Annotated in this window: 18 protein-coding genes and 2 pseudogenes; 9 read left to right on the top strand and 11 right to left on the bottom strand. The window is 70.7% G+C overall.

Annotation, left to right across the window (positions count from 1 at the left end; all coding sequences use genetic code 11):
* The first annotated feature begins 56 nt into the window (after window positions 1-56).
* The 4 genes from OG373_RS39575 (at window position 57) to OG373_RS39560 (ending at window position 3,601) form a co-directional block, all read left to right on the top strand.
* Window positions 57-740, top strand: a complete 684-nt coding sequence (locus tag OG373_RS39575; protein WP_405443726.1) for a CBS domain-containing protein — start codon at window positions 57-59, stop codon at window positions 738-740.
* A gap of 94 nt (window positions 741-834) precedes the next feature.
* Entirely contained in the window at window positions 835-1,701 is an 867-nt protein-coding gene (locus OG373_RS39570; RefSeq protein ID WP_405443724.1) for a universal stress protein, read from the top strand.
* A gap of 39 nt (window positions 1,702-1,740) precedes the next feature.
* Entirely contained in the window at window positions 1,741-2,343 is a 603-nt protein-coding gene (locus tag OG373_RS39565; RefSeq protein ID WP_405443723.1) for a CBS domain-containing protein, read from the top strand.
* Between the two features lie 268 nt (window positions 2,344-2,611).
* Window positions 2,612-3,601 carry an Acg family FMN-binding oxidoreductase gene (locus OG373_RS39560; protein ID WP_405443722.1) on the top strand — a complete coding sequence of 330 codons (990 nt, stop codon included), beginning with the start codon at window positions 2,612-2,614 and terminating at the stop codon, window positions 3,599-3,601.
* Between the two features lie 22 nt (window positions 3,602-3,623).
* Here the strand turns inward: OG373_RS39560 and OG373_RS39555 are convergent, their stop codons facing one another.
* The 6 genes and pseudogenes from OG373_RS39555 to OG373_RS39530 all read right to left on the bottom strand — a co-directional run bounded on the left by OG373_RS39555 (window position 3,624) and on the right by OG373_RS39530 (window position 7,267).
* Complete coding sequence (locus OG373_RS39555) at window positions 3,624-3,908, bottom strand: glycosyl hydrolase family 65 protein (protein ID WP_405444394.1); 285 nt, start codon at window positions 3,906-3,908, stop codon at window positions 3,624-3,626.
* Between the two features lie 45 nt (window positions 3,909-3,953).
* Window positions 3,954-4,073 (bottom strand): annotated as a pseudogene (locus OG373_RS39550) (trehalose 6-phosphate phosphorylase); the annotation flags it as partial.
* Window positions 4,074-4,153: 80 nt separating this feature from the next.
* A pseudogene (locus OG373_RS39545) lies at window positions 4,154-4,747 on the bottom strand (glycoside hydrolase family 65 protein); the annotation flags it as partial.
* Window positions 4,744-5,496: an HAD family hydrolase gene (locus OG373_RS39540; RefSeq protein ID WP_405443720.1), complete on the bottom strand. Its 753-nt coding sequence runs from the start codon at window positions 5,494-5,496 to the stop codon at window positions 4,744-4,746. The pseudogene OG373_RS39545 and the gene OG373_RS39540, both read right to left, overlap by 4 nt.
* Entirely contained in the window at window positions 5,493-6,173 is a 681-nt protein-coding gene (locus tag OG373_RS39535) for a helix-turn-helix domain-containing protein (RefSeq protein ID WP_405443719.1), read from the bottom strand. The genes OG373_RS39540 and OG373_RS39535 overlap by 4 nt, the downstream gene beginning before the upstream one ends.
* A gap of 5 nt (window positions 6,174-6,178) precedes the next feature.
* Window positions 6,179-7,267 carry a zinc-dependent alcohol dehydrogenase family protein gene (locus tag OG373_RS39530; RefSeq protein WP_405443718.1) on the bottom strand — a complete coding sequence of 363 codons (1,089 nt, stop codon included), beginning with the start codon at window positions 7,265-7,267 and terminating at the stop codon, window positions 6,179-6,181.
* Window positions 7,268-7,341: 74 nt separating this feature from the next.
* On the opposite strand from OG373_RS39530, the gene OG373_RS39525 reads away from it, so the two are divergent.
* The 3 genes from OG373_RS39525 to OG373_RS39515 are packed head-to-tail and all read left to right on the top strand — an operon-like array spanning window position 7,342 to window position 10,961.
* Window positions 7,342-7,794 (top strand): MBL fold metallo-hydrolase, encoded by a 453-nt coding sequence (locus OG373_RS39525; RefSeq protein ID WP_405443716.1) that lies wholly within the window; start codon window positions 7,342-7,344, stop codon window positions 7,792-7,794.
* Window positions 7,682-8,896 carry a hypothetical protein gene (locus OG373_RS39520; protein WP_405443715.1) on the top strand — a complete coding sequence of 405 codons (1,215 nt, stop codon included), beginning with the start codon at window positions 7,682-7,684 and terminating at the stop codon, window positions 8,894-8,896. Before OG373_RS39525 ends, OG373_RS39520 begins: the two co-directional genes overlap by 113 nt.
* The gene (locus OG373_RS39515; RefSeq protein WP_405443714.1) at window positions 8,874-10,961 is read left to right on the top strand and encodes a protein kinase domain-containing protein; all 2,088 of its coding nucleotides are present in this window, start codon (window positions 8,874-8,876) and stop codon (window positions 10,959-10,961) included. Before OG373_RS39520 ends, OG373_RS39515 begins: the two co-directional genes overlap by 23 nt.
* Window positions 10,962-11,020: 59 nt before the next feature.
* On the opposite strand, the gene OG373_RS39510 is transcribed toward OG373_RS39515, so the two are convergent.
* Together OG373_RS39510 and OG373_RS39505 are read right to left on the bottom strand one after the other, a co-directional pair.
* A complete protein-coding gene (locus tag OG373_RS39510; protein WP_405443712.1) occupies window positions 11,021-12,316 on the bottom strand; it encodes an acyltransferase in 1,296 nt (431 codons plus the stop codon).
* A 3-nt stretch (window positions 12,317-12,319) separates the two neighbouring features.
* Window positions 12,320-14,407: a bifunctional polysaccharide deacetylase/glycosyltransferase family 2 protein gene (locus OG373_RS39505; RefSeq protein WP_405444363.1), complete on the bottom strand. Its 2,088-nt coding sequence runs from the start codon at window positions 14,405-14,407 to the stop codon at window positions 12,320-12,322.
* A gap of 943 nt (window positions 14,408-15,350) precedes the next feature.
* Between OG373_RS39505 and OG373_RS39500 the strand changes: the two genes are divergently transcribed.
* Complete coding sequence (locus tag OG373_RS39500) at window positions 15,351-16,289, top strand: glycoside hydrolase family 16 protein (RefSeq protein WP_405443711.1); 939 nt, start codon at window positions 15,351-15,353, stop codon at window positions 16,287-16,289.
* A 90-nt stretch (window positions 16,290-16,379) separates the two neighbouring features.
* Here OG373_RS39500 and OG373_RS39495 read toward each other — a convergent pair whose 3' ends face one another.
* The 3 genes from OG373_RS39495 to OG373_RS39485 all read right to left on the bottom strand — a co-directional run bounded on the left by OG373_RS39495 (window position 16,380) and on the right by OG373_RS39485 (window position 20,049).
* Window positions 16,380-18,710: a bifunctional polysaccharide deacetylase/glycosyltransferase family 2 protein gene (locus OG373_RS39495; RefSeq protein WP_405443709.1), complete on the bottom strand. Its 2,331-nt coding sequence runs from the start codon at window positions 18,708-18,710 to the stop codon at window positions 16,380-16,382.
* A gap of 304 nt (window positions 18,711-19,014) precedes the next feature.
* Window positions 19,015-19,551: a hypothetical protein gene (locus OG373_RS39490; RefSeq protein ID WP_405443707.1), complete on the bottom strand. Its 537-nt coding sequence runs from the start codon at window positions 19,549-19,551 to the stop codon at window positions 19,015-19,017.
* Between the two features lie 336 nt (window positions 19,552-19,887).
* The gene (locus OG373_RS39485; RefSeq protein WP_405443706.1) at window positions 19,888-20,049 is read right to left on the bottom strand and encodes a hypothetical protein; all 162 of its coding nucleotides are present in this window, start codon (window positions 20,047-20,049) and stop codon (window positions 19,888-19,890) included.
* Window positions 20,050-20,177: 128 nt separating this feature from the next.
* Between OG373_RS39485 and OG373_RS39480 the strand changes: the two genes are divergently transcribed.
* Window positions 20,178-21,428 carry a M4 family metallopeptidase gene (locus tag OG373_RS39480; protein ID WP_405443704.1) on the top strand — a complete coding sequence of 417 codons (1,251 nt, stop codon included), beginning with the start codon at window positions 20,178-20,180 and terminating at the stop codon, window positions 21,426-21,428.
* Window positions 21,429-21,515 lie beyond the last annotated feature (87 nt).

The raw sequence follows: 21,515 nt of genomic DNA, 5'->3' as shown, positions 1-21,515 counted from the left end.
CATCGTGGATCTCGAACAGCTACCCGCCATCACGCAACGCGGCCGGAGGTGCCCCGATGAAGCACATCAAGGTGGGAGACCTGATGACCGACGAGGTCGTCTCCGCCCTCGCGGACACGACGTTCAAGGAGGTGGCGAAGCTGCTCGCGCAGCACGACATCACCGGACTGCCGGTGCTCGACGCCGAGGACCGGGTGATCGGCGTCGTCTCCGAGAGCGATCTGCTGAACCGGCAGGGCGCGGCAGCCCTGATCGAGCGGGACACCGTGGAGGGCGCCGCCGTGCCCGAGCCGGCGACGTTCACGGCCGGTGAGGTCATGTCGGCGCCGGCCGTGACGGTCCGCGCGGACGAGACCGCCGCGGAGGCTGCCCGGCTGATGTCCCGCCGTGGTGTGGAGCGGCTCCCCGTCGTGGACGAGGAGGACCGGCTCGTCGGCATCGTGACACGCCGCGACCTCCTGAGACTCTTCCTCCGACCCGACTCGGAGATACGCCGCCGCGTCATTGAGGACGTCCTCACCGACACCATGGGGCTGGGCGCCGACGCGGTCGAGATCCACGTCGTCGACGGCATCGTCACCCTGCAAGGGACACTCGAACGACAGAGTCAGATCCCGGTGCTGATCCGCCTCACCGAACGGCTCGACGGAGTCGTCGCGGTCGCGGCCCAGCTGACCGCCCGCGTCGACGACAGCCTGCTCGCACCACCCGAGCGCGCCACGCACGGCATGCCCTGGTGACCATCGGGGGACTTCCGGCAGACGGCATGCCGCGCCGCGCCCCGTGAGAGCCCGCCGGCCGAACACCCGAGGCGAACACCCGAGGAGACACGCAATGAAGCACCATGTGACCGTCGGTGTCGACGGCTCCCCCGAGAGCCGCGCGGCGGCCCGGTGGGGTGCCCGGGAAGCGGCACTGCGGCAGGTGCCGTTGCGGCTGGTTCATGCTGTCGACTGGCCCGAGGCTCCTCTCGTTCCGCGGCCGGGCCGCGAGAACGCCGACCGGTGGGCGGACGAAGCGCTCACCGAAGCCCTGGAGGACGTACGCCTGCGCCATCCCCGGGTGGAGGTCACCACCCGATGCCTCTCCGGCAGACCCGCCGCCGCCCTGGCCGCCGAAGCGGCCGACGCCGGCCTGCTCGTACTCGGCTCCCGCGGTCTCGGCCGCCTGGCCGGATTCCTCATCGGCTCGGTGAGCCTGTCCACACTCGTCGCGACGCAGACACCGGTCGTCCTGGTCCGCGACACCGGCGAACCGCAGGAGGACGCAACCGCCCCCTTCGGCGAGATCGTCGTCGGCCTCGACATCCACGAGGCCACCGACCGGGTCCTGTCGTTCGCCTTCGCGGAAGCCGACCGCCGTGGTTGCGCGCTGCGCGCCGTCCACGGCTGGAAGCTTCCCGCCGCCTACGCGTACGTCCCCTTCTCCGACCCCGCCGACGAACGCGCCATCGGCCTGAGCGTGACGCAGATGCTGGACGACACGCTGCTGCCCTGGAGACACAAGTACCCGAACGTGGACGTCACCCACCAGGCGTTCATGGGGTCCGCCGGTGCTCGGCTCGTCATGGCGGCCGCCGGTGCGGACCTCGTCGTGGTCGGCCGGCACCTGCGCCGTTCCCCTGTGGGCGCGCACCTGGGTCCGGTGGCCCATGCAGTGCTCCACCATGCCGGGGCCCCCGTGGCCGTCATCGCTCACTGAGCCCGGCAACGGAGTCCCTCACGGCACGAGGCTGGAATCATGAAGAGCCTGTCCACCGTCGGCGACGTGATGACGCACACCGTCGTCACGGTCGGTCCCGAGGCCCGGTTCAAGGACATCGTGGAGACCATGCGGCAGTGGCACATCAGCGCGCTGCCGGTGCTGTCCGGCCGGGGCCGGATCGTCGGAGTCGTCTCCGAGGCGGACCTGCTCCTCGAGGCCCGGGGCACGGACGACCCCCGCGCCGTCAGCGCCGGACAGCTCATGACCGTACCCGCGGTGACCGTGGGCAAGGACACGACCATCGCCGGAGCCGCCCGGCTGATGGCCCGCGGCCACCTCAAGCGGCTTCCGGTCGTCGATGCCGACGGCCGGCTCACCGGTGTGGTCAGCAGGGGCGACCTGCTGAAGATCCATCTCCGTGCCGACGACGACATCGGGCAGGAACTGCGCGATCTGATCACGACCGAGATCATCCCCACCGGGTCGGCCGAGGTCCACGTTCATGTGGCCAACGGAATCGTCCACCTTTACGGCTCAGCGCCCGGCCCCTCCCTGGAGGACGTGCTCGTGCGTCTCGCCCGCGCGGTGCCGGGAGTCGTCGACGTCACGGCTCAGTTCGACGCCGAAGGCCCCACGTAGCGCGCCGGGCAGCGTCTGCGCCACCGTGCACGGGAGGGGGCCGATCGGACCCCGTCAGGGCCGGTCGGCCCCTCGGCGACGGCGCCCTCCCTGTACCAAGCTGGAGGAAGCAGTGAGAAACCCCCTCGGTGAAGGAGACGGCCCTCATGACGAACCCGCATACGGCACCCACCTCCGATCGATCGCGCACGCCGTGACGCACCACGCGACCTCCCCGGTCGCCGTGGTCGCCCACGACCGAGGTCCACCGCACAGGCAGGAAAGTCCCATGACCACAACCCTCCCGGAAACGGCCGAAGTTCTCCCCCTGATCGCGGACGCCGTCGCGGCTCCGTCCATGCACAACGCCCAGCCCTGGAAGTTCGTCCACCACCGGGAGAGCGGAATCGTCGCACTGTACGGCGACCCCGCCCGGGCCATAGCCCATGCCGACCCTGATCACCGCGCCCTCCATCTGGGCTGCGCCGCCGCGCTGTTCAACCTGCGGGTGTCGGCCACCTGGGCTGGCTGGGAGCCGTCGGTACGGCTGTTGCCCGACGGCGGCGATCCGTGGTTCCTGGCCGAGGTGCGTCTGCGCAGGCCCGAAGTGGCGGACCCGGCGCTGGCCGCGCTGCACACCGCCGTACGGCGGCGCCATTCGAGCCGGTTCCCCTTCTCCGAGGAGGAAATACCTCCCGCCCTGCTGGACGGGCTGCGCTCCGCCGCTCTCCTGGAGGGATGTCGCCTGGCCGTGCCGGACGCCTGGCACGCCGAGACCGTCCTCGGCCTGGTCCACGACTCCGAGCACCGCGAGGAGATGGACCCCACGCTGCGGGCGGAGACAAAGGCCTGGACGCACACCGGCAACCCGGAGCAGCAGGTCCGGCCGGACGGCATCCCCGCCTACGCGTTCGGCCCCAAACAGTCCGGCCGGGGAACCGTCGTACGCGACTTCGGCCGCTCGGATCCCGTACCGGGCCGAGGCTGGGCCGTCTTCGAACGCCGCCCGCATCTCGCCCTGCTGGGCACGTCCGGTGACACGCCCGAGGACTGGCTGCGGGCCGGGCAGGCCCTCGAGCGGGTTCTGCTCCAGGCCACCACTGACGGTCTGGTCACCTCCATGACCTCCCAGCCCCTCGAATGGCCCGAACTCCGCTGGACGGTGCGCGATCCTGGCGCGTCGATGAGCCACGTCCAGATGGTCATCCGGCTCGGCTACGGCCCCGAGGGGCCCGCGACGCCGAGGCGCCCGGTAGCCGACGTGCTCGACGTCCGATGAGCCACCGGCCACCGGCCTGCGGTCAGTCCCCGGTCAGTCGGAACCATCGCTCCTCCCCTGCGGCCACGGTCACGAGCCGGCTGCCGGTCAGGTGCACCGGCAGCGGCGATACGAGTGCGGACGCCGACACACGGACGCCCAGCCGGCCGGGGAGAAGGTGGACGCGGATGCCCCGGTGCCCGCGGCAGCAGAGGGTGAACGAGCATCGGGGAACCTCCCGGAGCAGGACGGGATCGACATGGAGGCCGTCGGGGCCAGCCTCGATGCCCCCGACGCCCCGCTCGATCAGGTCGAGGGTCCCTGCCATGGCACCCAGGTGGATTCCTTCGCCGGTGGTGCCGCCCTGGACGTCCGCCACATCACTGAGCAGGGCCTCCTCGCAGTACCGCCAGGCGTCGGCGCCCTTCTCCCGGGCGAGGACCCACCCGTGCACCAGGCTGCTGAGGGTCGACCCGTGGCAGGTGCGCTCCAGGTAGTACTCGACCGTCGTGCGCCAGATGTGACCGTCGAGGTGGTAGCCGAGCCGGGCGAAGAGGGTCCGGCGACCCCGTCCGTGCCGACTTCGGTGCGGTGGCCGGTGAGGTGGTGCCCGTCGAGGTCTCGATAGCGTTCCACCCCCGCGTTCGTGACATCGCCGTCGAGGACGGCTTGGGCCTCGATCGTCCCGCTCCAGCCGTACGCGCGGAACGTGGTCCGCTGGGCGGCGAGGTACGGGTCGCCCATGTGGACCAGTCTGGTGTGGGTGACGCCGAGTCGGCGGCCGTGGCCGTCCTGGAAGAGCATCCGGCGGGTGAGGACGCCGTCGCGGAGGTCGAGCGTGGTCCCGCAGTGGCGCAGGGTCGGGTGGTCGGGGGTGAGCCAGTCCCCCTGCGGTCCGTCGTCGGGCACGCAGCGGTAGCGCAGCCGGCTCCAGTCGGGCAGGTTGACCAGGTCTTCGTTTCCGACCTGCCGGCCCGCGATCCGGGTGGGGAGCCAGTCGTAGCAGCCGGCTGCGTAGGTTCCGGGGTAGTGGACCGGTCCGGCGGTGGCCTCGGGCCCGGCTCCCCGGGTGGCGAATCTGCCGTTGCCGAGGGTGCACAGGGCTTCGACCAGGCGTTCCTTCTTGGGGTCGTAGCCGTTGAAGGACCAGGTCCACGAGGTGTTCACCGGCCTGCCCCGCACACGCGCGCCGCCAGGGCGCCCAGGTCGGGGAACACCACGTCGGCCCCATGAGCGCGAAGCTGCGCGTCGGCGTCGGGGGCACGGGTCCGGCTGATGCCGACGACCAGCCCGAAGCACCCACGTCGTCCAGCCTCGACCCCGGCGAGGGCGTCCTCGGCCACCGCCGCGTGAGCGGGAGTGGTACCCAGCCGGTCGGCGGCCTCCAGGAACAGTGCGGGGTCCGGTTTGCCGGCCAGCGCGAGCCGGGCCGCGTCCGTACCGTCGACCAGAGCGTCGAGGAGGTCGACGAGACCGGCGGCTTGCAGCAGGGGGCGGGCATGCCGGGAGGCCGATACGGCGGCGCAGCGGATGTTTCGCTCACGGAGCCTGATGAGCGCGGGCCGCACGTCCTCGAAGGGAGTGACCGGGCGGGTCCGCAGCGCTTCCGTGAACGCCTGTTCCTTCCGGGCTGCGACCGCCCACACGGTGCCGCAGCCGGGCGGATCGTCGGGTGTGCCGGTCGGCAGTGCGATCCCGCGGGCGTGCAGGAAGGCCAGCGCACCGTCATGGCGCGCCTTGCCGTCGACCAGGTCCAGGTACTCGCGGTGGGCGTCGAAGGGCTGCCGGCTCCCGCCGTCCGATGCCCAGGAGTCCAGGCAGCCGTCGAATGCCGTCTTCCAGGCGCCCGCGTGAAGCGCCGCCGAGTCGAGCAGCACTCCGTCGGTGTCGAGGACGACCGCCCCGAGTGCGCTCACCGGTGCACTACTCGGCGTCCGGTGAGCCGGGTCGGCGTGACCTTCATCCAGAGGGTACGGGCGCCTCCGGCCCAGGGCAGCGAGCGGGCCACGGCATCGAGCCGCTGGATGACAGCGGCATCGGTGATGCCTTCCGCCTCGCCCACGGCCATCACGCTCCAGCCCGTGTGCATGACCTCGTCGATGTGATCGACCTCGAAGGCCACCTCGGTGCCGGCGGCCCCGGCGATGGCCGTCTCTCCGGACGTGCGGAAGGCGATGTCACCGCCGGCCACCACGTAATTCACGGGGAAGATCGCGGGTCCCCGGGTGCTGAAGACCGCGACCCTGCCGATGCCGTGCGTGGACAGGAGGTGCCGGCACTCGTCGTGGGTCAGCGCGACCAGGTGCGCGTCGCGCAGGCTGGTGCCCCGGCCGGGCGGATGGTCGGCCGTCGCTCCGGTGAGTTCCGCGACGGTTGTCTCCAGCCCATCGGCGAGGCGGAGCAGGGAGCCGATCGCGGGCGACGCGGCGCGTTCCTCCAGGTAGGCGATGTACGTGGCATCAGTGCCGCAGCGCTCGCCCAGCGCTTCCCGGCTGAGGCCGAGTTCCTCGCGGCGCGCGGCGATCCGGCGTCCCAGATCGGTCCGCCCGGCAGGCATCTCGGTGGAGGCGGATCCCGGAGTTCTGGTGTTCATGGCTATCACGCCCCTTCGGTTTCGTGCCGGGCCGCCGCGGCGACCACGTCGTGCCGGGGGCCGCCGAGTACGACCTTCAGGGCACCGGTGTCACCGGCGCGGGAGAAGACGTCGTACGCCTCTTCCATCTGTCCCAGCTCGAAGCGGTGGGTCACCAGCTCGCCACCCGGCAGGCGGCCGGCCGCCATCATGCGGAGCAGCATCGGCGTGGAGGAGGTGTCGACCAGCCCCGTGGTGATGGTGACGTCCTTGATCCACAGGTCTTCGAGGTGCAGGGTGGCGGGCTTGCCGTGGACGCCGATGTTCGCGACCCGGCCTCCGGGGCGAACCATCCGGGTGCACATCTCGAAGGCCTCCGGGACGCCCACCGCCTCGATGACCACGTCGGCGCCGAGCCCGTCGGTGAGGTCGGCCACGAGCTGTTCCGGCTGCTCGGTCGCGCCCGCGGTCGCGTCCGCGCCGAAGGCCCGGGCCGCTGCCAGCCTCGACTCGGCGAGGTCTACGGCGATGATCCGCCCGGGGCTGTACAGGCGGGCCGTGGCGATGGCCGCGAGGCCGATGGGACCCGCTCCGACCACCACGACCGTGTCGCCCGGCCGCACCTTCCCGTTGAGCACGCCCACCTCGTACGAGGTGGGGAAGATGTCGGCCAGCAGCACCGCGTCGTGGCTCTCCACGGCGTTGGGGAGGGGGTGGACGGAGAGGTCGGCGAAGGGCACCCGGACGTATTCGGCCTGCGTGCCGTCGATGGTGTGCCCGAGCACCCATCCACCGCCGCCCCGGCACTGGCCGTAGCGGCTCTCGCGGCAGTAGCTGCACCGGCCGCACGAGGAGATGCAGGAGATGAGGACCCTGTCTCCGGGACGGACGGTGCGGACGTCGCCGCCGGTCTCGACGACGGTTCCGACAGCCTCGTGCCCCAGGATCCGGCCCGGCGTCACCTCGGGGACATCGCCCTTGATGATGTGCAGATCGGTGCCGCAGATGGTCACGGCGTCCACCCGGACGATCGCGTCTGCGGCGTCCTTGATCGCGGGGTCCGGGACGTCCTGCCAGGCGGTCTGCCCCGGGCCGTGGAAGACGAGTGCCTTCATGACTTTCGCCCTGCTTCCTGTCGCTCGTCCAGTGGGGAACACTGCCAGGCTGGCCCGATGCCCGGCCCGCCCGCATGGGCCGGTCGGCCCCCGTCCTGGCCCTGTCGGGCCCCTCGCCGCACCATGCGACGAATGGGATGGTGAAGACCGGTACCCGCCTCGAAAGGCCTCGAAAGGAGGCTGCCGCCATGGCCGAGACAGCCCCGACCGCCGTGCCCTCCTCCTCCCGCCCGGCGCTGCTGCGCTTCCTCGGGGGCGTGCGGACCATGACCGGCAGCAAGTTCCTGGTGGAGAGCGATCACGCCCGGATCCTCGTCGACTGCGGTCTCTTCCAGGGTTTCGCGGACCTGCGGCGGCGCAACTGGGACAGGCTGGCGTGCGACGCCTCAGACATCCACGCCGTGGTCGTCACCCATGGCCCACCTGGACCACTGCGGCTACCTGCCTCGCCTGGTCAGGCACGGCTTCCGCGGGCCGATCCTGACCGGCTCCCGCACGGCCCGCCTCGCCGAGATCGTCCTGCGTGACAGCGCGAAACTGCAGATGGAGGCCGCTCGGCACGCCAATGAGCACGGCTGGTCCAAACACCGGCCCGCCTCTCCGCTGTACGACGACGGCGACGTGGACCGAACGGTCCAGTACTTCGACCCCGTGCCGGTGGGCGAGGAGGTCGAGATCATGGCCGGGACGAAGCTGAAACTGCACCGCGGCGGCCACATCCTCGGCTCCGCCTGGGTCCACCTCACGCTGGAGGACGGGCACACGCTCGCCGTCAGTGGCGACCTCGGCCGTCCCGGCCACCCCCTGCTCCTGCCCCCGGAGCCGTTCTCGGGTGCCGATGTGCTGCTGATGGAGTCCACCTATGGAGACCGGCGCCATGATCACGAGGCGGCTCAGCGGGAATTCGGCTCCGTGATCGCAAGAAGCCTGGCGCGGGGTGGCACCGTCGTGATCCCGGCCTTCGCGATCGACCGCACCGAGGTCGTCCTGCACGAACTCGCCGGCCTGCGACGCGAGGGCATCCTGCCGCGGAACGTTCCCGTCTACGTGGACAGTCCCATGGCCCTGGCCGCCCTCGACGTCTACCGGGACGCCCTGCGCAGCCGCTCCCCCGAGCTACGGCCGGAGGTTCTCGCCCAGGGTGAATCCGCGATCAGCCCCGAGCCGTTCCTGGCGGCCCGCAGCGTTCAGGAGTCCATCGACATCAACAGCACCACCGGGCCGGCCGTCATCGTGTCCATACCTCGTCCCGGTGGCCACGCGCCTCGCACAGGCCGTCGAGGGGATCGTGAGCGTGCACAACCACCTGGAAACACTCGCCCCCTCCACCGACACCGGAGCCTGAGGGACCGGGTCCCGCCTCATCGGCGAAAGGTGCGCCGCGACGCGATGGCCAGGATGCGCTCGGCTGTGCGGGCCGTGGCGGGGTCGTCGCCCGTGCTGGTCACGCGGACGATCGCGGACCCGCCGCCGGGCCTGCCGACCAGGAGTAAAGGTTGTCAAAGGCACCCTTGTCGGGTCTCCGCAGGGGCCCCGCTTGACTGGTGGTCGGCAGGACAGGTAGGGAGAGGGCTGTTCATTGCGCAATGTGTGAAACGGGGGACGTATGAAGCCGCTCGAAACGGGTGATCCCACCTCGCTCGGCGAGGGCCGCTACCGGCTGGTGGGACGGCTCGGTCAGGGGGGCATGGGCGTGGTCTATCTGGGCCGCTCCCAGTCCGGCCGTGCGGTCGCCGTCAAGGTCGTACGTCCCGAGCTGAGCACCGAACCCGGGTTCAGGCGCAGGTTCGCCGACGAGGTCGCGGCCGCGCGGCGGGTGGGCGGCTTCCACACTGCGCCGGTGGTCGACGCCGACCCGGACGGGGATCCGGCGTGGCTGGTGACGGCCTTCGTGCCCGGTCCCACCCTGCAAGCGGTACTCGCGCGCGTCGGATCGCTGCCTCTGGACACGCTCACCGTCCTGGCGGCCGGGCTGGCCGAGGCGCTGGAGGCGATCCACCGAGCGGGGGTCATCCACCGCGATCTCAAGCCCGCGAACATCATCGTCGCGGAGGACGGACCGCGTGTCATCGATTTCGGCATCGCGCGCGCCCTGGACGGAACGTCCCTGACACAGACCGGCCTGCAGATCGGCACGCCGGGATTCCTGGCACCCGAGCAGCTCACCGGCGGCGGGGTGGTCACCCCCGCGGTCGACATGTTCGCTCTGGGGGTGGTGCTCACCCAGGCGGCGGGTGGCGCCCCCTTCGGCGACGGCCCGTCCGCGGCCAGGCACTTCAAGGTGGTCTACGAGGAGCCGGACCTGACCGCGGTGCCCGGTGAACTCCGCGAAGCCATCGGCGCCTGCCTGTCCAAGGACCCGGCGGCGAGGCCCACCCCGGCCGCCTTCCTCGGCACTCTGACCGTCCGGCACCCGGACGGTGGCTCCTGGCTGCCGGAGGCGGCGACGCAGCTGCTCCCACCCCCGGAACCGGCGGTGCGCCCCACCACGCCGGACAGCCGGTCGGACACCCTGCAGGAACTCCCGGAACCGGCGGTGCGCCCCACCGGGCCGGACAGCCCGTCGGACACTCTGCAGGAACTCCCGGAGCCGGACGCCGCCCCGCCCGTCGTCGCGGAGTCCCGTACGGAACAGGCGCACACCATGACGGGGCCCTTGGCGCAGCTCTCCCCCGCCCCCGCGCAGGTACCGGAAGGGGTGTCGGGGAAGCCCCGGCGTCGCCGCGCGGTGGCGGTGGCGGTACTCGCGACGTCCGTCGCGGCCGTCGGTCTGTTCGTGTGGCAACCCTGGAAGGACTCCGCCAAGGACAATGCCAAGGGCCGCGCCTCCACGCGCACCGCATCCGCCCCCGCCCCCGCCGCGTTCCCGGCCGATCCCCTGCTGATCCGACAGGACACCGCCCCGGGCTGGCCCGGGACGTGCCACAGCGTCATCGCCCGCCGGGACGCCGCGACGGAGAAGCCCGTGGTGCTCATCGCCGGAGGCGCAGGCGTATGCGACACCTTGCCCCAGTGGTCCCCCGACCGCAGGTCGTTCGCGTTCACCCGCAGTACCCCCGAGGGCACGGCCGTCTGGACCGCCAACGCCGACGGTTCGAACGCGCGGCGGATCACCTCCGTCGCCGGCGGCAGGGTGTCCTGGTCGCCGGACGGCAGCCGGCTCGCCGTGCTGCGCAAGAAGGACGGCGTACAGCAGCTGTTCGTGGTCGGCGTCGCCGACGGCGCGGCTCGCCAGATCACCTCGGGCCGGGGCCAGGTCGAGGATCCCGCCTGGTCACCGGACGGGAAGAGCATCGCGGTCTGCTTCCAGACGGAATCCGAGAACTGGCAGATCCACGTGGTCGACCCCGCCGACCCGAACCGCGCACCGCAGCAGGTGACCCGGCTGCCCCACCCGGCACTCGACCCGGTGTGGTCACCCGACGGCACCACCATCGCCTACACGGCGGGCACCTACGGCACGGGCACTCAGGGCGACATCCGACTCGTGGCCGCCGACGGCAGTGACGATCGTGAACTGGTCGCCACCGACGCCCAGGAGATGGACCCCGCCTGGTCCGTCGACGGCAAGTGGGTGGCCTTCGTCCGCGGCCCGTACGAGAAGCCCGTGATCTGGGCCGTACGCACGGACAGGACCGGCGAGCGCACGCTCACCCCCGACGCCGCCAGCGAGGGGCATCCCGCCTGGCGCTGAGAGCGGAAGGGGCCGTTTCGGATCACTCCGGAACGGCCCCTTCATCCAGTCGCAGCCCGTCAGTCGGCCCGGCGTCTGCCCCGTCGGCGGCGCGGGTACGGCAGGAGCCGCGGCGAGCGCTTGGCGGCCACGTCCTCGACCCAGCCGAAGGTCAGCACCAGCACGCCGAGCAGCGGGATCGCCACCAGGAGCGTGAACCATTGGCTGGCCAGCAGCCACTGGAAGTTCCTGTAGAAGAACGGGACGCTCCAGAGGGGGTCGATCAGCGGGACGGCGACCACCAGCGCGATCTGGTGCCAGAGGTAGACGCTGACGGCGCGTGCGTTGAGCAGGCCGACGAGGCCGTTCCAGCGTTCCAGCGGCCTGGGCCACCGCTCCCAGGACGGGCTGACGTGGAGCAGGATGGCAACGAAGCCGAGGGACCACAGGGCCTGGGCGATCGGCCAGGCCTCGATGTCGGTCGGCTGGGTCGGATCGACCGGCCGGGTCTGCAGGTACCAGAGGCCGGCCACCATGATCAGCGGCGCGATCGACGGCAGCACGTACTGAGGGATCTTCTTGAGCAGCCCCTCCTGGTGGGCCATGCCGAGGATCCAGCAGGAGCCGAACAGGGTGAAGTCGTTGGCGGTCTCCCAGACCCGGCTGTAGATGAACTCCTGGTCGGCGAAGAACGTGTTCATGACGATCACCAGCACCAGGGGGGTGAACAGCGTCACCACCGGGAATCGTCGCAGTGCCCGGAGCATCAGGGGTGAGAGCAGGACGTACCACAGGTAGGCCCGGAGGTACCAGAGCGGGACGATGATCTGCGCGGCCCAGGTGTGTTCCACGAGGCCGTGGAAACCGGGCAGGTCGTCCGCGTACGGCGGAGTGCTCAGCGGCAGGATCCAGTACGCCAGCTTGGTCCACCACCAGGTGGGGTGGCCGTCGGAGTGAGGGCCCCAGCCATCGAGGATCTGGAGGGCGACCATGACGACGCCGAACAGCCACATCGGCGGCAGCAGCCGGCGCAGTCGGCCCCGGATCACGCCGAGAGCGGGACGGCCGGGAGCGGGACGGCTGAGCGAGCGGGCCATGAGCGAGCCGGCCAGCGCGAACATCACGCCCATCGAAGGGAAGACGAGGGGCAGCCAGAACCAGCCGAAGTTGTGGTAGAGCATCACTCGTACCAGTGCCAGGGCGCGCAGCAGGTCGAGATAGCGGTCCCGGCCGCTCTTGGGTGAGGACGGTGCCTCCGGCTGCGGCTCGAGCTCCGGCTCCCGCTCCGGCTCCCGCTCCGGCTTCTGCCGCAGATCGGCGGGGACTCTCAACTGGAGGGTGTCCTGCATGCGCTTGAGGTCGATGAAAGCGGTCACGGGTCAGGCCTCCACCGGTACAGCGACCTCGCCGGTGCGCCGGAGCTTCTGCCAGCGCAGGCGGCCGCCGGTCATCGCCGTGATCGCCGACTGCAACAGGACGATGTACATCAGCTGCCGGTAGACCAGTTGCTGGATCGGCAGGCTGATCAGATGCCAGGGCTTCTCGTGGTCGAGCCGGAAGGCGTACCAGGACAGTGCGGCCTGGAGCAGGATGAAACCGCCCCAGCTGGTGAGGGTGATCGGGGCGTCCCCGAACAGCACGCCGTACAGCAGGAACAGGTCGACCAGCGGCGCCAGCAGCGGAGCGACCACGCCGAACAGCACGACGAGCGGCAGCCCGAGTCGGCCGAAGCGCCCGGCCGGGCCGCGGGAGGTCACCGCGCCGCGGTGCTTCCACATCGCCTGCATGCTTCCGTAGCTCCAGCGGTACCGCTGGGACCAGAGCTGCTGGAGGCTGGCGGGAGCCTCGGTCCAGGCGCGGGCGCGCTCGGCGTAGACGATCCGCCAGCCGTCGCAGAGCACCGCGATGGTGATGTCGGTGTCCTCGGCAAGGGTGTCGTCGCTCATCCCGCCGACCCGCCGCAGGGCCTCCTTGCGGAAGGCGCCGACCGCGCCGGGGATGGTCTGGATGACGCCCAGCATGTCGTACATCCGGCGGTCCAGGTTGTGGCCGAGGACGTACTCGATGTGCTGCCAGGCGCCGATCAGGCTGTCGCGGTTGCCGACCTTGGCATTGCCCGCGACCGCGCCGATCGCCTGGTCACCGAAGGGCTGGACCAGTTCGTGCACGGTGGACGGCTCGAAGACCGTGTCGCCGTCCATCATCACGATGATGTCGTGCGAGGCGGCCGCGATACCGGTGTTGAGCGCGCTGGACTTCCCGCCGTTGACCTGGCGGATCAGCCGGACGAACGGCAGGTCCATCTGCTCGACGATGTCCGCGGTGCCGTCCGTGGAGCCGTCGTCGATGACGATCACCTCGATCGGATGGTCACTGACGGCCAGGGAGTTGAGGGTGTTGGCTATGCACTCGCGCTCGTTGTAGGCCGGGACCAGTACGGTGACCGGCTCGGTGACGGGCGGTCCCCAGGCGTCCCGCCGCTTGGAGCGGCGGGCGTGGATCGGTGCGAGAACGAGCATCAGCGCGAACCGGCCGAAGTTGAGGAAGCCGACGACGGCCAGCAGCGCGACCAGCACCGGCAGGGTGAGTACGGCGGCCTGGGTGGCCCAGATGTATCCCTTGCCCGCCCACAGCTGGAACCCTTGCACCGGCACGGTGGCGCTGGAAGCGCCGAGTGCGTCGGAGATGGTGGTGAAGCGGTAGCCCTGGGCCTGCAGCCTGTCGATGATCTGCCCGAGCGCAGTGAGGGTCTGGGTACGGTCGCCACCCGCGTCGTGCAGCAGGATCAGCGCGCCCGCACCGGGCTTGGACGGCATCGCCGCCTTGACGATCTCCTCGACTCCGGGACGCTTCCAGTCGTCGGTGTCGCGGTCGATGAACGCGGTGAGGTAGCCCCGCGCCCCCACGTACTTGATCACCGGGTAGTTCCAGTCGTCCAGCGCCGAGGCGTCGGAGGAGTACGGCGGGCGGAACAGCGCGCTGTGGACGCCCGCGACGCCGGCCAGCGCCAGCTGCGTCTGCGCCAGCTCCCAGCTGATCCGGGCGTGGGACTGGTACACCAGATCGGGGTGGGTGAAGGTGTGCACGCCGAGTTCGTGTCCGCCCGCGACGATCTCGCGGATCAGCTCAGGGTGTCGTGTGGTCATGGCGCCGGTCACGAAGAAGTCCGCACGGACGTTGCGGGCCGCGAGCACCTCCAGGATCTTCGGCGTCCACTCCGGCGAGGGACCGTCGTCGAAGCTCAGAACCGCGGTGCGGTCGGGAATGCGATAGCTCACCGGCTGCGCGTTCTTGGTGCCGCGCGCGTCGATGATCGGACCACCCTTGAGCAGGTTGTCCGGCACGGTGGTCTTGTCGACCGAGATCGCGATCCGGGAGTCGTGGAACGCCTCGTTGGTGGCGAGGCCGCGCAGGACGAGGAGCGCGAGCAGGCAGGCCAGCAGGGACAGCGGCATGAAGAAGCGCAGCGGCGGCGCGGCCAGTCGGCGCGGCCTCAGCAGGGACTGCCGGCGGCGCTGGTGGCGGGACAATGACGCTCCTGGAGATGGGTGGTGCGGGCGATCAGGGGTGCTTGGCCGGTGGGCCCGAGGGTTTTGCCCCGCGCGACGCGGTGGTCCTGGGCTTCGACGGGGTGACCGTGGGCCTCGACGGGGTGGCCGAGGTTTTCGTCCGCGGTGCAGCGGACCGCGTGGCCGTCCGGGCCGAAGACGAAGCGGACGACCCGGACAAGGGGGTGGACGACAGCGCCGGCACGGGTGAGGGCGACGGGTCGGGCGACCGCGATGGCTGCGCGGGTATGCCCATCGCCGGGGCGTCCGCCTGCACACCGATCAGGCTGCTGCCCATGGCGACCGCCAGGATCGCGCCGACCACGGAGACCGGCCAGCCGAAGCCCCGCAGTAGACGGCCGCGCAGGCCGGTCCGGTCGACGAACACCGGTGCGGGAGCGGGCTCCTCAAAGCCCGATTCGGACATTTCAGGCTGTGCCTGGTGCGCCGACCCGCGTTCGATGGAAGTGATGACTGAGCGCACCTTGCGGGGGCCTTTCATTGCAGGGCACGTAAAACGCGGGATCGCAGGGCGAACGCTAGTGCACCGGCCTGAGTCGACTTGGGCCCGATGTGTTTGTTTGACACGATCCGCCCCGGTGCCGTGATCGGATCGAAATGGAATTGGTCGTACCGGTTAGTAGTCTGCTCATATGGTCGCCGGGCAATGATCGGTACGTGTTCAACCTGAGCCGTTTGCCGCGACCGCGGTGGCCGGGGTCACGAACGTTGCCCGGCGGTCACCCCGGCGGTCACTCCGGCGGTCGGCCGCAACCTTAGGATGACCCCCTCGTGTGATCAGCCACTGATCCTCATGCACAGGGCGTGTCCAGGTACCGCCACTACGCCCCAAGGAGCCCGTGTGAGCCAGCCCCGCCGCACCCCTCGTCGCCGCGCATGGACCGCGCTCACGCTGCCCGCCCTCCTGTGCGCACTCGCCGCGTGTTCCGGCGGCCCCGGTGACGATGCCGCCGCGCCCGCGCCCAGCGCCTCGCCGACCCCGTCCGGACCGCCGGGAACCCTGTTCGACACCTTCCACTACAGCGGCCCCGACGACCCCTCGCTCGCCGCCCACGGCTGGGAGGTCCGTACCGGTGGGGGTGGCCCGGGGATCAAGGACAGCTGGTCCGCAGCCGGTGCCGGATTCCCCTCCGACACGACCGCCCAGGGTGGCAGGGTCCTGAAGCTGCAGTCCTCCACCGACGGCACCAAGCAGGGCACCAAGCAGGTCGAGGTGCAGAGCACCGGCACCCCCCTCTTCAACGGGACCTTCGCCGCTCGGGTCTACCTCAGCGACAAGCCCACGAGCGGTCGCAACGGCGACCACGTCGTCCAGACCTTCTTTCCGATTTCCGCCTCGGATTCCTCGGAGAACTACAGCGAGCTCGACCACGAGTACCTGCCGAACGGCGGCTGGGGTTCGGTGGGTCCGCGACTCGACAACGTCAGCTGGTACAAGGCCGATCCGCCGGACCGGGTCAACCACACGCTCAAGCAGCGCCTCGAGGGCTGGCACGTCATGATGATCACCGCCATGAACGGGAAGGTCACCTACTCCCTGGACGGCAAGGAGCTGTTCACCAGCTCCGGCAAATACGTCCCGCGCGAGAAAATGGACATCCACTTCAGCAACTGGCTCATCGACCTTCCCTTCACCGGCGGTCCGCGCACATGGGACATGAAGGTCAACTGGTTCTACTACAAGGCCGACGAGGCCGTTTCCCAGGCGGATGTCCAGAAGGCGGTGGACGGCTTCTACAGCGCCGGCACCCACTACATCAACACCGTGCCGAAGTCCTGACGGGAAGGCACCGGCGTCCGAAGCCGGGGTGTCACGCCCCGCCCCGCTCGCCCTCACGGGAACGTCGAACGGAACACCCCGGCGCCGTGCCTACAGGTCGCGGTGCCCCTGCGAGGGCCAGATGTGGTCCTGCGAGCTGTACGGGGCCGGCGCAGGAGGGTGGGACGCCCAGGCGGGGTCCGGGCCCGCGTCGTAGCCGTCGTACGGCGCGGCCGTGGGAGCGGCCCAGGGCTCGGGGGCCGGCGGGGCCCCGGGCACGGACAACCGGTCCGCCAGCGGAGGCTCGGACGGGGTGCGGGGCACCTGGAGGCTGCCGTAGCGATCCATCCGCTGCCAGCGCAGGCGGGACCCGGCGACCGCGGTGAAGACGGACTGGATCACGACCAGGTACATGAGCTGGCGGTAGACGAACTGCTGCAGGGGCAGGCTCCACAGCGGTCCCGGCCGCTCTCCGTCCAGGCGGAACGCGTACAGCCCCATCAGGACCTGGAGGAGCAGGAACGCCGTCCACAGGCCGACGATGCGCAGGGGGTCGAGGAAGAGCAGACCGTAGACGGCGAAAACGTCCACGACGGGCGCGAGCAGGGGCAGCAGGACCTGGAACATCAGCAGGTAGCCCAGACCGCGTCGGCCTAGCTTTCCGGCCTGCCCCCGCTGGGTGAGGGCGCCCCGGTGCTTCCACATCGCCTGCAGGGTGCCGTAGCACCACCGGTAGCGCTGCTTCCACAGGGCGCCGAGCGATGCGGGGGCTTCCGTCCAGGCCTTGGCCCGCTCCTCGTAGACGACGCGCCAGCCGTCCCGGCACAGGGCCATGGTGAGGTCCGTGTCCTCGGCGAGGGTGGTGTCGCTGACGCCGCCGACCCTCAGCAGCGCCTCGCGGCGGAACGCGCCGACGGCACCGGGGACGGTGGGCATGCACTCGGCGAGGTCGAACAGGCGGCGGTCGAGGTTGAAGCCGACGACGTACTCGATGTGCTGCCAGCGTCCGAGCAGCCCGCCCCGGTTGACCACCTTGGCGTTGCCGGAGACCGCGCCCACGCGGCGCTGGGCGAAGGGCTGGACGATCATGCGAACGGCGTCCGGTTCGAAGACGGTGTCGCCGTCGACCATGACGAGCAGATCGCAGTAGGCCGCGGCGATGCCCGTGTTGAGGGCGGCCGGTTTGCCGGCGTTCTCCTGCCGGATGACCCGTACGCCGGGCAGCCGGAGGGCCTCGACGATGTCGGCCGTGCCGTCCGTGGAGCCGTCGTCGACGACGATGACCTCGACCTGGTGGTCCGAGGCCACCAGGGAGCGGACTGCGGCCTCGATGCCGGCGCTCTCGTTGTAGGCGGGGACGATGACGCTGACGGGTTCGGTGACCGGAGCGCCCCAGGGCCTGCGGCGCATCCGCACGTGCCGCCTGGCGGCGACGAAGACGGCCACCGCACGCAGCAGGCTGATCGCGCCCGCCGCCCACAGCAGCCACGAGAGGGCTTCGATGATCCAGTCGCTGGTGCGGATCGCGGTGATGAGGGCGAGGCCGTGCCATCGGTCCGCGGTCCCGGCCGGCTGCACGACTTCGGGGAGGGCGACCGCGTCGCCCACGGTGACGAACTTCCAGCCGGACGCCTTCAGCCGCGGCACGAGCTGTTCGAGCGCGGCGACTGTCTGCGTGCGATCCCCGCCCGCGTCGTGCATCAGCACGATCTGCCCGGCCGTGTCCTTCGGGGTGGCGCCGGTGATGATCTGCTCCACGCCCGGGCGTCGCCAGTCCTGACTGTCCAGGGTGGTCAGGACGGTCAGGTAGCCCTCCTGCCCGGCCTGGACGACGGCGCTCCAGTCGGCGTCGCCGAGCGCCTTGTTGGTGGAGGAGTACGGCGGGCGCAGCAGCGGCGTGGTGACGCCGGTGGCGCCGGCGATGACGAGTTGGGTCTCGCGCAGTTCCAGGGAACGCCGCCAGGCGGACGCGGTACCGAGATCGGTGTGGGTGAAGCTGTGCAGGCCGATCTGGTGGCCCTCGTCGACGATCCGGCGGGCGAGGCCGGGATTCTCGGCGACCCGGGTGCCGACGGTGAAGAAGGTGGCGGGCACGTCGTTGCGGCGCAGCACATCGAGGATCTTCGGCGTCCAGACGGGGTCGGGGCCGTCGTCGAAGGTCAGTGCGAGGGTGCGGGCCGCCGGGGCGGCGGTGCGACCGGCCGTGCCCTCGATCACCGGCCCGCCGGAGCTGATGCCCGCCGGGACTGCGGTTCCCGGACCCCGCTCACGGGGAGCCCCGTCGGGGGTGGAGTCGAACAGGTGCTGGGTGTAGCCCTGGAGGAGCAACGCCGCCGAGAGCGTGAGCACGAGGGTGGTCAGCAGCAGCCAGTGGGTGCGCAGGGGGACGTTGCGTACGGAGCTGTGCCTGCCGTGGGGGCGGCGGCGACGGTTCTTCGACAAGGGAGGGGTCTTCCTGCCTGCTGCGCAGTGCGGAGCGGTGTGGAGCGGTGCGGTGTGGAGCGGAGCGGTGTGGAGCGGTGCGGTGTGGAGCGGAGCGGTGCGGTGCGGTGCGGTGCGGTGCGGTGCGGTGCGGAGCGGTGCGGTGTGGAGCGGAGCGGTGCGGTGCGGTGCGGTGCGGTGCGGTGCGGAGCGGTGCGGTGCGGAGCGGTGCGGAGCGGTGCGGAGCGGTGCGGTGCGGAGCGGTGCGGAGCGGTGTTTGGGGCATGCGGTGTCGCCGGTGTGGACCACGCCCGGCGTGCCGGGCTCAGGGGCGGCTGGTGGGCTTGCCTCCGCCTTGGCCCGGCGGCTCGGTGCCGCGACCGCGCCCGCCGCCGGGAGACGACGGAACGGGGTCTCCCGGTCCGTTGCCGGTCTTCGTCGGAGCCGGTCCGGGGCCGGGTGTCGCAGGGCTGGTCCCGGTCGCGGCGGCCGGGGAGGGTGCAGCGCTGCGCGAGGCCGCCGGGGCGGGTCGCGGGCTCCCGCTCACCGCGCCGCGGGGGGACGGGCTCGCGGTGCGGCTCCCGGCCGTCCCCTCGGGCGCGGGGGTCTGCGGAGCCTGGGCGGAAGGGAGGAACGGCGACTGGAGGGTGGGGCCGCCCAGCAGGGTACTGATGAGCAGGACGACGTAGGCGGCGGCCGGTACCACCAGCAGGTAACCCCAGCGGCGCACCCGGCGCTGTCTGCGCCCCGACGTGTCCACGAACACCGGGGCCGGCGGCTCCGGCGCCGTACCGGGTGCACCCACATCACCGAGGAAGAGCTCCATCGTGTCGTGATCCGGGTTGCCGATTGGTGGGTGCATGCGCGGTGGCCTCTGAGGATCGGGGGACGGAACGTCGGGGGCAGGGTCGTGGTCGCGGCCGGGACGGCGACTCATGCCCTTCAGCGTTGAATCCGCCGTCGGTGTCACTCCCGGTGCCGAACCCGTCCCATTCCGTACGATCCCGACCGGGATGCCCGGCCTCCGACGCAGCAGCCGGACGAGAAGCCTGACGTGAAGCATGGGTCTATACGGGGTTATTCAGGCGAACCCGGCCAGGCTGGGCGGACCGTACATCGAGTGCGTCATCACCGGTACCGGTCCCCCGCCGGAGCGAGGCACTTGTCGCCGTGTCGGGCGCGGGAACCGCGCCGAATCTCACCGAACGGTGCGGACATGAATCGCGCTGCGTTTGCCGGTGACCAGGGCCGGCGGGAAAATGTTGACATCGGCGTGGCGGGCCGCGAGAACGGCTCCGGTGGGCGCTGAGCGCTTCTGTCGCCGCTCGCCCCACGCATCCTTGCCCGCCTCGGCGATCATCGCCGGACATCCACTTCTTGCTTCACCCCGTACCGGTGCGCGCCGCTGCGGGAAGAAGGCCCATCGGGGACTGCCCGACTACTGGCCAGGCATTCACCGCCGCGCTCCTCTTTCACAGGAGATATGCCATGAGCAGGACCCGCCGTCTCAATTGCATCATCCCCCCGCACATCCTCTACAAGCTCTTGGAGAGCGAAGACCCTGAGGTGCGTCAAGCCGCCCTGGACTCCCTGGTGAGCACGGCTCGATTGCGCGGCGAGAGGTCGGTCCGGGGGTCCTTGCCCGGCGCCGCCGCAGGCAATGGCCGGCGGACCATCTTCGACTGCCGACGGGGCAGGTTCCTGCACTCTGCCGAACTGGCCCGGTCGGAGGACGGACCGGCGTCCACGGACGAGTCCGTCAACCGAGCGTTCGACGGACTCGCCGAGACACGTGATTTCTTCCGCGAGGTACTCCAGCGCAACTCACTTGACGACCGGGGAATGCGCCTCGACGGGTACGTGCACTACGACGCGCACTACAACAATGCGTTCTGGGACGGACGCCAAATGGTCTTCGGTGACGGGGACGGAAAGCTGTTCACCGACTTCACCGGTTCCCTGGACGTCATCGCCCACGAGTTGACACACGGAGTCACCGAATTCACAGCGGGGCTGGCGTATCACAATCAGTCCGGTGCGCTGAACGAGTCGATGTCGGACGTCTTCGGGTCACTGGTCAAGCAGTGGTCGCTGAACCAGTCGGCCGAGACCGCGGACTGGCTGATCGGGGCCGATGTGTTCACCCCGGGGGTCGATGCGGACGCCTTGCGTTCGATGAAGGCTCCCGGGCAGGCCTACGACAACGCCCTGTTCGGCAGGGACCCCCAGCCGGACCACATGCGCAATTTCGCCAACCTGCCGGACAACGAGAGAGGGGACTTCGGCGGGGTGCACATCAATTCCGGCATTCCGAACAAAGCGTTCTATCTGGCGGCAGCGCGCATCGGCGGGTTCTCTTGGGGCGCTCCCGGAGTGATCTGGTACGAATCGCTCAAGGCTTCCGGTATGGACACTCAGTTCCAGAGTTTCGCGGATACCACCTACCGGAAGGCCGAGGAGTTGTACGGGGACGGCAGCGCCGAACAGCTGGCCGTGCTGTCGGCATGGCAGGAGGTGGGTATCCGGATCAGCGGCGTCCCGGCCGGGGTCGCCCGGGCGCGGGGCGCCGCTGTCAACGGGAACGGTGGTGTGGGCCGGGAGGACGGTCTGGCGGCCTTGAGCAAGCAGATCAGGGAGCTGTCCGCCCAAGTGAGGGGGCTGACCGAAGAAGTGACTGCGCTGAAGGGGAAGAAGTGGCCCCCGCGGGTCGATGCCGGCCGATCCTCGGACGGACGGTAGTCGTCGGAGTCGTCGGGGCCGCGGCGAACGCCTTCGAACGAACTTCTTCGAACGACTCCTTCAGGTCCTTCGACGTGCGCCGCACGG

It is taken from the genome of Streptomyces avidinii (genome assembly GCF_045161815.1).
Lineage (GTDB): Bacteria > Actinomycetota > Actinomycetes > Streptomycetales > Streptomycetaceae > Streptomyces > Streptomyces avidinii.
Note: the sequence above shows the minus strand (reverse complement) of the source record. Positions and strands in the feature narration are given on the sequence as shown.

Bases quoted from the DNA above. Each gene is read 5' to 3' on its own strand.
- OG373_RS39575 (WP_405443726.1), top strand. From the start codon at position 57: ATGAAGCACATCAAGGTGGGAGACCTGATGACCGACGAGGTCGTCTCC.
- OG373_RS39490 (WP_405443707.1), bottom strand. From the start codon at position 19,551: ATGCACCCACCAATCGGCAACCCGGATCACGACACGATGGAGCTCTTC.
- OG373_RS39570 (WP_405443724.1), top strand. From the start codon at position 835: ATGAAGCACCATGTGACCGTCGGTGTCGACGGCTCCCCCGAGAGCCGC.
- OG373_RS39480 (WP_405443704.1), top strand. From the start codon at position 20,178: ATGAGCAGGACCCGCCGTCTCAATTGCATCATCCCCCCGCACATCCTC.
- OG373_RS39555 (WP_405444394.1), bottom strand. From the start codon at position 3,908: ATGGCAGGGACCCTCGACCTGATCGAGCGGGGCGTCGGGGGCATCGAG.
- OG373_RS39560 (WP_405443722.1), top strand. From the start codon at position 2,612: ATGACCACAACCCTCCCGGAAACGGCCGAAGTTCTCCCCCTGATCGCG.
- OG373_RS39535 (WP_405443719.1), bottom strand. From the start codon at position 6,173: ATGAACACCAGAACTCCGGGATCCGCCTCCACCGAGATGCCTGCCGGG.
- OG373_RS39515 (WP_405443714.1), top strand. From the start codon at position 8,874: ATGAAGCCGCTCGAAACGGGTGATCCCACCTCGCTCGGCGAGGGCCGC.
- OG373_RS39565 (WP_405443723.1), top strand. From the start codon at position 1,741: ATGAAGAGCCTGTCCACCGTCGGCGACGTGATGACGCACACCGTCGTC.
- OG373_RS39530 (WP_405443718.1), bottom strand. From the start codon at position 7,267: ATGAAGGCACTCGTCTTCCACGGCCCGGGGCAGACCGCCTGGCAGGAC.
- OG373_RS39525 (WP_405443716.1), top strand. From the start codon at position 7,342: ATGGGCCGGTCGGCCCCCGTCCTGGCCCTGTCGGGCCCCTCGCCGCAC.
- OG373_RS39485 (WP_405443706.1), bottom strand. From the start codon at position 20,049: ATGATCGCCGAGGCGGGCAAGGATGCGTGGGGCGAGCGGCGACAGAAG.
- OG373_RS39520 (WP_405443715.1), top strand. From the start codon at position 7,682: ATGGCCCACCTGGACCACTGCGGCTACCTGCCTCGCCTGGTCAGGCAC.